We start from the raw sequence: 11204 nt of genomic DNA, 5'->3' as shown, positions 1-11204 counted from the left end.
AAAAATATTATTAGATCTTAGTCAAATTTGGTGTAATCTTGTTAGAAGCAATAGGAATCTCTTACTTTTTCAGATATTAGCTGAGGTAAGAGGTTTTTTTTATTGAATTCAAAACAAGAAATTCCCCTGCTTCTTGTGGTAATTCAGAGAAAAAGAGTACATACATTACGTGAATATTTTTTAGTTCATCTTGGGTCTGTCCTTAATGACATGAAAGATCTTGTGGAGTAAAGGGGAAAGGAAAGATTAAGTATAGTATTTTGGTATATTTTGTGACGACGAAATTTTTAATACGATTATTGTCTCATAAGACAATGTTATTAAATTTCCTTTGAGATTAAGATTTTAAGTGAGGAGGAGGTCATAATTGGTTATTCACTTAAAAAATGCAACACCTGATGATGTTGGAGAATTAACTATACTAGCGGGAGACCCAGACAGAATACAATTAATAGCCTCATTATTTAAACACCCTAAAGTCATCGTAGAAAATCGAGAGTTTACTTTGATAAGTGGCTTTTGGAATGGAAAGAAGGTATCGGCATGTTCAACCGGCATAGGCGTGGGTTCTACAGAAATTGCTTGTATTGAATTGATTCAATTAGGGGTTAAGTGCATGGTGAGAGTAGGAGGGTGTGGTTCATGGTCTCCTGATATAAGGCAAGGAAGTATTATCATTAATCATGCTATGGCAAGGGAGCCAGGAACTCTGTCAAGTTATGTTTTTGATTCATTTCCTGCAGTCGCTGATCCTATTTTGGTGACTTCAATGAGAAGAGAATTAAAGCAGTCTAACTTCACGATCTACACAGGAGTTGGCTTAACATCCCAATCATACTATTTAGGGCAAGAGAGATCTCCAAATATAAATGGGCCAGAGTTAGAGGACATAAGAAGTTATTGGACCAAAAGAGGGATATTAAATTGTGATATGGAAACAGCAATTGTTTACTTATTGGCTTCAATATATGGAATCCATGCAGCTAATTGTTTAGTAGTTCATGGACATCGAATGACAGATGAATGGGTACCAGATAAACAATATCAGCAAATCCATCTAGAAGTCGCAAAGCAGGTAATTAACTCTTGTTTTAATGCATTAAATGAGATTTATTATTTACAACAGACCGTCATTGATTAGGGTGAAGTTGTAAACAAGGAGGAGTGTTAGATTGAATGGACTTGAGATGGTGAGTACGGATAAACGAAATAATTCTATAAGTATTATTGAAGTTAAACGATTAAATAAAATCTATAAAAATAATAAGGGTAAGGAAACGCATGCCTTGTCAAATATCAATATATCAATTAAACCTTCTGAATTTATTTCCATCATTGGTCCATCGGGGTGTGGGAAATCAACTTTGCTACAAATCGTTGCAGGTCTTGAAGAGAAGACGTCTGGAGAGTTAAATTGGAACTCAGAAGAGGGAGAAATTGGCTATGTTTTTCAAGATGCGACACTTCTACCGTGGAAAAATGTATGGGATAATGCAAAGTTTCCTCTTGAAATGAGAAAAAAGGATACAATAGAGAATTTAGAAAAACTAGAAAGGTTATTGGATTTTTCAGGGCTAGCTGATTTTAAACATGCATTTCCTAAAGAACTATCGGGAGGAATGAAGCAGCGTGTCTCTATTGTTCGTGCCTTATCTTATGATCCTGATATTTTATTGATGGATGAACCTTTTGGTGCTTTAGATGCAATGACAAGAGATAAAATGAACTTAGAGCTCTTACGGGTCTGGCAAGAAACAAATAAGACGGTATTATTTATTACTCATAGTATAAGTGAAGCTGTTTTTCTTTCTGATCGGGTTATTATAATGTCCCCTAGACCTGGAAGGATACAAAAAGTCTTAGATATCAATTTACCAAGACCTAGGCACATTGAGTTAAAGGATACCTCTTTATTTATTGAATATGTTAAAGAATTACGAGGATTATTACAATATGAGTAAGTATGCAAAGTCTAGAGATTTCTTGTTAGCTATTCTTTTTATCTTCGTTGTGTGGTGGGGATATATTACTCTCTTTACTATTCCTGCATTTATGCTGCCTTCTCCATTAGCAGTGGGAACTTCTTTTTGGGGGATGTTAAGTAATGGAGAAATACTGCCTCATTTTTTTATTACTTTCTTTGAGGTAGTTATAGGGTTTGTGATTGGTCTGATTTTGGGATTAATGATAGGCTATGTGATTTCAAAGAATCACTATGTTAAAGAAGCGCTAATGCCTTATATTATCTTTGCACAGACGGCTCCCAAAATTGCACTAGCTCCATTATTTGTTATTTGGTTTGGGTTGGGTCTTACTTCTAAACTGGTTTTGATTATATCTATGGTCTTCTTTCCGATTATGCTAAGTACCATTTATGGATTAAAAGAGGTTAGTTATAATCTTAAATGTTTAATGAGAATAAATAAGCTTAACTGGTGGAAGAGAATGACTACTATTGAATTCCCCTCTTCGCTTCCTCATATCTTTTCAGGAATGAAACTTGGGATTGTTCAAGCGGTTATCGCAGCGATTGTGGCGGAATGGATATCAGGCCAAAGTGGACTAGGGTATTTACTAACATATACTAGTACTACCTATGATACAGCAGGGTTATTCTCAGTGATAATTTATACCGTTATTCTTGGATTTTTGTTTTATCAAATTTTAAATTATCTAGAAAATAAATTATTGTTTTGGCATGAGTCAAAAAATCCATCCATTTAAATTGAGAGGTGACCTTAAATGAAAAATTGGGTAGTTTGTTGCTTAACAATCATTATTTCTTTATATTTAGTAGGTTGTTCGCAAGACAGCAGCGTTTCATCTAGTGGAAGTGGGAAGCTTGAAAAGGTTAGTATTCAAATTGATGGTGCAGCAGTTCCTTATTATGCTCCGTTGTACGTTGCGAAAGAGAAAGGTTATTTTGAAAGTGAAGGATTAGATGTTGAGTTTTTATATGCTGGTGCTGCAGATATAGTGAAAAATGTCGGAGCGGATAATGTAGAATTCGGTTTTCCAAATGCTGACTCAGTTTTAACTGCTAGGGCTCAAGAAATTCCTATTAATGTAGTGCACACCACGTACCAACATGGAATAGGTTCAACTATTTTCAAAAAAGAAAGTGGGATTGAAACACCAGAGGACTTAAAAGGGAAAACTGTTGCTGTAACTTCTTATGGTAGCCCTAATTATATTCAATTACAGCTTTTATTAGAAAAGTATGGAATGGACCTAGATGACATCGAGACTAAAGTGATTGGAAGTGGATCAATAGTCAATGCTTTGGTAGGCGATGAAGTGGATGCTATTGTGTTTTCAATGCTTCGTACTGTTGAACTTCAAAATCAAGGTATTGATGTACAGGAGTTTAGATCAGATGATTATCTTCCCTCTCATGGAAATGTGCTTATCACAAGCGAGAATTATTTACAATCGAACTTAAGCAATGTGAAGGGATTTATTAACGCTTTAAATAAAGGGATTGAATTTATCGTTTCAGAAAATGAAGAGGAAGCGATTGAACTAGCTATAACAAATTACGCTCAATCTTTTGAAGGAAGAGAAGAAGTTATACAAGAGATATTTAGAGAAATATTTATCCCTTACCTTTGGCAGAGTGATGTAACGAATGAACATGGATTAGGCTATGCTGATTTGGATAGATGGCAAGAATCAATAAATATTTTAACAGATTTTGAATTGATAGAAAACGAATTAGTCTCCGAGGAATTTGTTTTAAATATAGAGTAGAGGTGAGGTATGAAAAAGAAAATAGCTGTCATTTTCATTCCTTTCTTGCTTTTTGTTTTAGTCTGGGACTTGTATGTGCGTTTCTTAAGTATCCCAAGTTATATTTTGCCAAGTCCAGGCAGTTTTTTAATTGAACTGTTAACGGTATTTAGACAGGGAGAAATCTATACACACATTTATACAACTTTATACGAAATTGCTATAGGAATGTTGTTAGGAGTATTACTTGGTCTATTCGTTGGTTATTTGGTAGCAAAGAGCAGGTTAATAGAAAGAATTTTGAACCCATACATCATTATAATTCAGATTATTCCGAAAATATCTATTGCACCACTATTTTTATTGTGGTTTGGGTTAGGTGCTAATTCTAAAATAGCAATAATTATTCTCGTTGTATTCTTTCCAATTATGGTTAATTTAATTGTTGGGCTTAGATCTATAGATAGAAATGTTCATGCTTTGTTGAAACTAGTTAAAGTAAACAGGTGGCAGAAATTTAGGTTTGTAGAAGTAATGTATGCTTTGCCAGCTATTATAAGTGGAGTAAAAGTAGCTTGTACGTATGCTATTACAGGTGCCGTAATTGGAGAAATGTTAGGAGCGCAATCAGGGTTAGGTTACTTAGTTATGTTAGGTAGTGAAACAAATGAAATCCAGATCATTTTAACATCTGTTTTTTTGTTATGTATCATTGGGTTGATTTTATATTTGATGATTGACCTTTTTGAAAGAAAGCTTTTAGGATGGCATGAAACACGAGAACTACCATTAAATTAAAAAATTAAATTTATATAAACATCTTTACCTAGGATACAAAGATTAAGGTGGATTAGAAAATCATTTCTTTTCTAGATTACTGGACTCAGAATGAACAAGAGTAGTCATGTTCATTCTAATTTAAAAGACATACCATACCAAGGAGGATTTTATGTCCATTACTTACCTTGATAACGCATCTACTAGTTTCCCAAAACCAATAAAAATAAATAATGCTCTTGCTATTCTAAATTCAATGCCTGCAACTGTGAACCGAAGAGGGTATAGTAGTGAAATTAATCTTGGAAATTTGGTAGAGGAGACAAGAAACCTGTTGAAAGGACTTATTTGTTCTCCAAAACAACATAGTTTGATTTTCACTATGAATGCTACTTACGCAATAAATATGGGAATAAGAGGCTTTCTAGAAGAAGGTGATCATGTTATTACAACAGATTATGAACATTCATCAATCTCTAGGACATTAACTTCTTTAAAGAATAAAGGGTTCATTACATTTTCCAAAATTACTTTAGATAGAGTAAAGACTGTAGATAACTTTGAACAAGAGTTAAGTTCGCTTGTTCAGTCAAATACTCGAGCACTTATTATGACTCATGCCTCAAATGTCAACGGAGACTTTATATATAAGAGGGAATATGGAGAGGCGGCAAAAAGAAAAGGATTAATTACGTTTGTAGATGCATCTCAATCTATTGGCAATACAAACATCCATGTTGAGGATGATTACATTGATATGATGGCGTTCTCCTGTCATAAAAGTTTAATGGGGTTATCAGGTTTAGGAGGGTTATACTTTTCACCCCGTATTAAATTACAGCAGCTCATAACAGGAGGTACAGGTATAAGGAGCGAGAGTGACGAGATAACTCCCGAAAGAGAAACTGATTTTGAGACAGGAACAGTGAATTTACCAGCAATTCTATCTCTACGTAAATCGTTACAATTCATTAACGAAGTGGGCTTAGATGTAATGATAAAGAAGAAGAAAGAATTAAAGAAAAGGTTATTGCATTCGTTGGAAGGGAACGAAGCGATTACGAATTACTCAAGTGTAGAAGGTTTACCAATTGTATCCTTTAATATTAAAGGATTACATCCTGTTCATGAAGTTGGGCCAATTTTGGAAAACAGCTATGAGATTATTACAAGAGCCGGATTGCATTGTTCTCCATGGACCCATAAAAAATTAGGAACCTTTCCGGTTGGAACAGTTCGTGTAAGCCCAGGATATTTTAATTCTAAAGATGATATTGATAAGTTATCTCTAGCACTTAATCAAATAGCGTTAAAAATGCAGATCAGTTAAAAATGTGAATATTGGAGGAGAGTTATATGTTTTTAGATAAGCCTGAGTCTCATATTATGTTAGCTTTAGACACGCCAAATCGAAAAAGAAGTTTTGAAGTATTAGATGAGACTTATGATTTAATTGATGCAGTCAAGTTTAATTATCCACTCATATTAAAAGAAGGTTTAGAGATTATTAGAGAAATTAAAGAGAGGTATAAACTTAAAGTGGTGGCTGATTTTAAGGTTGCAGATGTGCCGGTAACGAATAACCGAATTATTGAATTAGTAAAAGAAGTTGGGGTCGATGTTGTGATGGTTCATGGATTCATTGGTTCGGACGCATTGTTAGAATTAAAAGATATAGCTTCAAATGAGATCGGAATTATCATTGTAACGGAATTAACACATCCAGGAGGATTAGAATTCACTCGAAACTATTCAGAAAAGTTTGCGGAGTTATGTGCCTTTGTTGATGTTTATGGAATTCAGGCACCTGGAACAAGACCAGATCAAGTGAAAAAGTTGAGAGAAATTGTTGGACCAGATAAAGTAATTGTTTCTTGTGGAGTAGGAGCCCAGGGGGGGAGTTTTGCAGATGCAGTTGATGCTGGAGCGGACTTTGCCATAATTGGAAGAGCAATATATGATGCTCCAAGTCCTAGGGAAGCTGTCATTAATTTTAGAAAAGTGAAGGTAGAGCAATGATACTTGCCGTTATTATTGAGAAGTTTTGTGCAGAGACTAATCAATTCACTTTAAAAGTAAAATTAAACGGCTCCTTTACAAAAGGGGAGTGGGGCAGGCTGAAGGAATATAAAAAGTGTTTGGAAATATCTGAGCAATGTTTACTTGTGCGATACCAAAATACGATTGTACATCTTTATCATGAAAAGGACATGTGTTTAGTAGCCAATAGCAAATCCATAAGTGAAGGAATTAAACATGTTGAAAACATTATAGAATTTTTAAAAGAAGGCGCGTTAAATAGATGATTTGAGAGTAGGTTATAAACGTGCTTAAAAATAGAAAATTTATGTCTATATTTTCCGGTCAAACTATTTCGAATTTTGGCGAACAATTTTATTTAATAGCTATTCCTTTCTTAGTATACGAAATGAGCCAATCCACGCTAACAATGGGAACAGTTTCGGCGATAATCGCTTTTCCGCAAATCATCTTTGGTTTATTAATTGGAGTACTAATTGACCGTTTCAGTAAGCGTAAGATTATGATTTATTCTACTTTATTACAGGTTATATTAATGACTTTGTTGCCTGTCCTTTATGTTAGTGGAACTATCCATATTTATCATGTATATATAATCGTCTTTCTATATGCGTTAGGTTCATTAACTTTTTTATCAACATATCGAAGTTCACTCCCTCAATTAGTAGAGCCAGACCATTTAGTAAAAGCCAATGCGTTAATACAGTCATCTTTAACTATTATTCGAGTAGTTGGTCCGTTATTAGCAGGGCTAATCATTGCTTACTTTGGTTTACAAAATGCTTTCTATATAAATTTACTATCGTTTTGTCTGATTCTATTAATTCTAGTACTTGTTAATTTTCCTGAAGAAACGGTTAATAATATGGTGAAAAAGCCAGAAAGTTTTAGTGAACAATTAAAAGAAGGAGTCGCTTTTATTTTTCAGAATAAGACTTTTTTAAAAGTAAATATCTTATTCTTCTTCGTTAATATAGGAATGTCAATGGGATTATCCCTTATGGTTTTTTATTTACATGGTGTCTACTTATTAAGTGAAGATCAAGTAGGTTATGTGTATGCCATTAGTGGGGGGATTGCATTCTTACTGTCTATATTTTCCCCCTTAATAACAAAAAGGGTAAATATTTTGCAATCGATAGTTGCATCATGCGGCTTAGCTGGTGTGTCGTTAGTTTTCATGGCATTTCCATTTCATTGGATCATAATGGGAGCTATTTTGGGGGGAATTATGGGGAGTGCTACAGTTGCTAATATTTTTATCAACTCTTATTTTCAACAAGAAACACCTAAGCACTTAATTGGGAGAGTATTTACTACCTCACAAATGTTTACGAGAATATCTACCCCTCTTGCTGTTTTTGTTGGAGGATGGTTTACCCATTATTTCGTTGATATTAAAGTTTTATTTTTGATTTCTGGTTTATTGATCATTTTAACTACTGTTGCAGTTTCACTGTTTGTAAGTGAAAACAAAAAAGATATTAAGAAGGTGGCATTAAATCATGAAAAATGAAAAACCAGTATTAGATTATTCTGTGAAAATCAGAAAAGTTGATGACATCTTGTATGCAGTGAAAAGAAATAATGCCTGGGAGATTAATGATGTAACAAAAGAAATGATGAGAAGATGTAATGGTGAGAAGACAATAGTAGAAATAGCAGAAGAGATTGCAGAATTTTATAAAACTGACAAAAAGGAGGTACTGATGGATTGCGAGAAAATCTTTGGTTATTTTATTCAAGAAAAGCTATTAATCTTAACATAGGTTAATAGAAAGGTACTATGAAAGGGGGTGAACGCCTATGTATAAGAAGCCAAAAGCAGTAAAAGTTCAGGCACCTAAAGCTTCAACGATATCAGTGCATTACTAAGAGCCTATTTATTGAAGGTAAATGTTGGTCTTAGGATGGTGATTATAGAAAGGAGGTGAAACTGTATGTATAAGAAGCCGAAAGCAGTAAAAGTGAGTACTCCTAAAGGAGCTGTAATCGTAGTACATTAAAATGGGCGAGCTATAAACTTTATTACAGTCTTGCCGATCCATAGAAGATTTCATAGAAAGAGGAGGTTTTCCTCCTCTTTTGAAAGAAGGATGGAAATGCCATTTAAACAAAAGTTAGGAATTTATATAATCTTACTATTGATTATCTTTACATTAGTTATTCAAGAGACCTCACTTTTAATTTTAATTATTGGTATGAGTTTCCCCTTATTAACAATGAGTATAGGATTCAGATTATTTAACATTGTCAAATTCCCGGTCCGTTATAGATATATCCCGTTACTTTTTAGTATGTTGGTACCTATTATTTTATTTCAAATCCCAATTACGTGGGTATCTGTTGATTTTCTATATTATCTTGTCGTTATTAGTGGGGCAGGCCTTTTATTACTCAGTAGAATCAGATCTGTTAAAAAGTCTATAGAAGTATCTTCTGTTCTTGAACCAATTAATTTACAAGTGTATTTCAGTCAGTTACTCAAGATTACAACACTAATAATATGTGAGGAATTATTATTTAGAGCCTTCTATTTTAGCTTTTTTTCAAACCCAGGTATTTTTGAAGTCTTAATCGGAGGTCTACTTTTTACTTACTATCACTACTATAATCGTTTTGCTATTTCTTTATTTCATTTTACCGACTATATCTACCACTTCTTGTTGGGGAGCTTCTTTGGTTTTTGTTTAATTTATTTTGATAATGGAATTATCCCACTTATATTGGCTCATCTTATTTATAATGTCACTGATTATCTAACATTAACCAAAAGAACTATTTCTTATTATAGATGGAAGGGCGTGAAAAGTTTTGATGAGAACGCATGAGTATGATAAACAACTTGATAGATATAATCTAGATGTTTTTTCTATATTAAATAAATTAGTCATAAACTCTGATGATTTAGTAATAATTTGTGGCTCAGTCATTGAAGGATTTTCGAATGCAGGCTCCGATCTAGATATTTATGTTATTTATAGAGAATCACCTAAGTACCCAGAAAAAGAAAATGTAACTATAACATATTTTGGTGATGAATATCATGATTTCATTCATGATATGCCAATAAATGTTGAGATTATAAAATTAGAAAGAGTCAACCAATTGATTGATGATATCAATTCTTCTATAAAACAAAGAAGGTTAGATTTTAATCGTATTAGAGAGATTGAATTGTATCACAGACTAGTAACAGCTTATCCTATCAAAGGTAAGGAAGCCTTTGAATCTATTATTTATTCAAAACTTGATTTAGAAGGTTATCTAAAATCAGCTGCCAAAAATCGATTTAAATTAAGTGAAAATCGACAGGATGATGCTGTAGGAGCTTTAGAATCAGAAGATTACTATACCGCTTATTTAAATGCAAGAAGTTGTTTAGAAAAAGCTATGGAATCCTTACTACATATAAAAGGGCAAACAAATCCAAAAGACAAATGGTTAATAAAAAAGTTATTTAGAGTTTTCGATAAACAAGATCAAAAGGTGAAAAAGTTTCTATCACTTTATATCGGAAATAACTTCAGTGAAATAAACGAGCAATTATTAAAACAGGAAACAATTGATATGATTCGATTCGCCCAAGAACTACGAAATGAAACAGTAGAATTAATATAAAAATATAAGGAGGAAGGAACTGTGGAGGGATTATTAATCGCGTTTTGTGGACTTGATGGTTCTGGAAAAACAACTCAAATATCGATGCTGACAGATTGGTTTAAGCATAAACAAACAAAAGTGTTAAATACAAAACAACCTACTGATTATTATAGAAAAGACCCTCGTGTACGTGATTATTTGGATAATGGCATTTGTCCTGATATGGAAGCATTAGCAATGCTGGCTGCAGCAGATAGAAAGTGGCACTTAAAGGCAGAGATAGAACCAGCATTGAAAAAGGGGATCCATGTGATTACGGACAGATACCTATATAGCTCTATTGCATTCTTTAAAGCACGAGGTATAGAACCTAATCTAATAAAGAAACTGAATTATGGTGTTAGGAGGCCAGATGTAATCTTCTTTTTAGATATTAACCCTGAACTGACACTTCAACGTATTTCAGAACGTGACGGTAGTAGGACAAAATATGAAGAAAGAAGTGTAGATATATTTATAAAAGTCCGTGATGCTTTTTTGCAGGATGCTTTGCCCGAAGAGGCTTTTATCCTTAATGCGGCAGAACCACCATTAAGGATTCATGAGAAAATTGTAAATACTGTAAAACAAAAAATGACAGGAGGGGTTATCAGTGGATTTTAACACATTTATGGACCGAATCTGTAAAATGCAAGCCTTTCAAACAGGGGAAGACGTTGATTATATGTGCGACTTTGTTAGTCAAAATGTAAGCTTAACACAGTTAGACATTTGGTTAAGTGAAATTCTTCAATCTGAAGACGAGAATTTAGCACATTTAGCAAATTTGATGGAAGTTCATCCGTTAGGGTTTCAAAAATATGTTATATCAGATAAGGGAATTCGTGCCCGCTTGCATGTTTGGGGTAATCAAGAAATGAAAGAGAAGGTTCATGATCATCGTTTTCACTTTTGTTCTAAAGTTCTATGTGGAAGTTATATTCATGAAGAGTATGCAGAACCTATTGTGGATGGAGAAAGGATTGAGAAAATTGAATTAATAAACAGTAAAAAGC

General features: G+C 33.5%; 14 protein-coding genes. All 14 read left to right on the top strand.

Translation table 11 applies throughout. The features are described 5' to 3' along the window. Positions 1–367: 367 nt before the first annotated feature. On the top strand, positions 368–1141 hold the full coding sequence (locus LQ50_RS23685; RefSeq protein WP_034634139.1) for a nucleoside phosphorylase: 774 nt from the start codon (positions 368–370) through the stop codon (positions 1139–1141). A gap of 31 nt (positions 1142–1172) precedes the next feature. Next, on the top strand, positions 1173–1961 hold the full coding sequence (locus tag LQ50_RS23680) for an ABC transporter ATP-binding protein (protein ID WP_272913750.1): 789 nt from the start codon (positions 1173–1175) through the stop codon (positions 1959–1961). Further along, entirely contained in the window at positions 1954–2724 is a 771-nt protein-coding gene (locus LQ50_RS23675) for an ABC transporter permease (RefSeq protein WP_034634138.1), read from the top strand. The genes LQ50_RS23680 and LQ50_RS23675 overlap by 8 nt, the downstream gene beginning before the upstream one ends. Before the next feature lie 18 nt (positions 2725–2742). Continuing rightward, a complete protein-coding gene (locus LQ50_RS23670; protein WP_034634137.1) occupies positions 2743–3750 on the top strand; it encodes an ABC transporter substrate-binding protein in 1008 nt (335 codons plus the stop codon). A gap of 9 nt (positions 3751–3759) precedes the next feature. Then, positions 3760–4527, top strand: a complete 768-nt coding sequence (locus LQ50_RS23665; protein WP_034634136.1) for an ABC transporter permease — start codon at positions 3760–3762, stop codon at positions 4525–4527. A 151-nt stretch (positions 4528–4678) separates the two neighbouring features. Then, complete coding sequence (locus LQ50_RS23660) at positions 4679–5836, top strand: aminotransferase class V-fold PLP-dependent enzyme (protein WP_052144934.1); 1158 nt, start codon at positions 4679–4681, stop codon at positions 5834–5836. Positions 5837–5862: 26 nt separating this feature from the next. Beyond that, positions 5863–6525: an orotidine-5'-phosphate decarboxylase gene (pyrF, locus tag LQ50_RS23655; RefSeq protein ID WP_034634135.1), complete on the top strand. Its 663-nt coding sequence runs from the start codon at positions 5863–5865 to the stop codon at positions 6523–6525. After that, positions 6522–6812 carry a hypothetical protein gene (locus tag LQ50_RS23650; RefSeq protein ID WP_034634134.1) on the top strand — a complete coding sequence of 97 codons (291 nt, stop codon included), beginning with the start codon at positions 6522–6524 and terminating at the stop codon, positions 6810–6812. Before pyrF ends, LQ50_RS23650 begins: the two co-directional genes overlap by 4 nt. 20 nt (positions 6813–6832) lie before the next feature. Next, complete coding sequence (locus LQ50_RS23645) at positions 6833–8062, top strand: MFS transporter (protein ID WP_034634133.1); 1230 nt, start codon at positions 6833–6835, stop codon at positions 8060–8062. Continuing rightward, complete coding sequence (locus LQ50_RS23640; RefSeq protein WP_034634132.1) at positions 8052–8315, top strand: PqqD family protein; 264 nt, start codon at positions 8052–8054, stop codon at positions 8313–8315. The genes LQ50_RS23645 and LQ50_RS23640 overlap by 11 nt, the downstream gene beginning before the upstream one ends. 333 nt (positions 8316–8648) lie before the next feature. Beyond that, a complete protein-coding gene (locus tag LQ50_RS23635) occupies positions 8649–9377 on the top strand; it encodes a CPBP family intramembrane glutamic endopeptidase (RefSeq protein WP_161784721.1) in 729 nt (242 codons plus the stop codon). Then, on the top strand, positions 9364–10167 hold the full coding sequence (locus tag LQ50_RS23630; RefSeq protein WP_034634130.1) for a hypothetical protein: 804 nt from the start codon (positions 9364–9366) through the stop codon (positions 10165–10167). The genes LQ50_RS23635 and LQ50_RS23630 overlap by 14 nt, the downstream gene beginning before the upstream one ends. A 21-nt stretch (positions 10168–10188) precedes the next feature. Further along, positions 10189–10812: a dTMP kinase gene (tmk, locus tag LQ50_RS23625; protein WP_034634129.1), complete on the top strand. Its 624-nt coding sequence runs from the start codon at positions 10189–10191 to the stop codon at positions 10810–10812. After that, a partial coding sequence (locus tag LQ50_RS23620; RefSeq protein ID WP_034634128.1) for a hypothetical protein occupies positions 10802–11204 on the top strand: 403 nt, incomplete at its 3' end. The genes tmk and LQ50_RS23620, both read left to right, overlap by 11 nt.

Origin of the sequence: Halalkalibacter okhensis (genome assembly GCF_000787375.1) — a bacterium.
GTDB lineage: Bacteria > Bacillota > Bacilli > Bacillales > Bacillaceae_D > Halalkalibacter > Halalkalibacter okhensis.
Note: the sequence above shows the minus strand (reverse complement) of the source record. Positions and strands in the feature narration are given on the sequence as shown.

Excerpts from the sequence above, each read along its gene's own strand:
- LQ50_RS23675 (WP_034634138.1), top strand. The coding sequence starts at position 1,954 with ATGAGTAAGTATGCAAAGTCTAGAGATTTCTTGTTAGCTATTCTTTTT.
- LQ50_RS23670 (WP_034634137.1), top strand. The coding sequence starts at position 2,743 with ATGAAAAATTGGGTAGTTTGTTGCTTAACAATCATTATTTCTTTATAT.
- LQ50_RS23665 (WP_034634136.1), top strand. The coding sequence starts at position 3,760 with ATGAAAAAGAAAATAGCTGTCATTTTCATTCCTTTCTTGCTTTTTGTT.
- LQ50_RS23660 (WP_052144934.1), top strand. The coding sequence starts at position 4,679 with ATGTCCATTACTTACCTTGATAACGCATCTACTAGTTTCCCAAAACCA.
- pyrF (WP_034634135.1), top strand. The coding sequence starts at position 5,863 with ATGTTTTTAGATAAGCCTGAGTCTCATATTATGTTAGCTTTAGACACG.
- LQ50_RS23650 (WP_034634134.1), top strand. The coding sequence starts at position 6,522 with ATGATACTTGCCGTTATTATTGAGAAGTTTTGTGCAGAGACTAATCAA.
- LQ50_RS23640 (WP_034634132.1), top strand. The coding sequence starts at position 8,052 with ATGAAAAATGAAAAACCAGTATTAGATTATTCTGTGAAAATCAGAAAA.
- LQ50_RS23635 (WP_161784721.1), top strand. The coding sequence starts at position 8,649 with ATGCCATTTAAACAAAAGTTAGGAATTTATATAATCTTACTATTGATT.
- LQ50_RS23630 (WP_034634130.1), top strand. The coding sequence starts at position 9,364 with ATGAGAACGCATGAGTATGATAAACAACTTGATAGATATAATCTAGAT.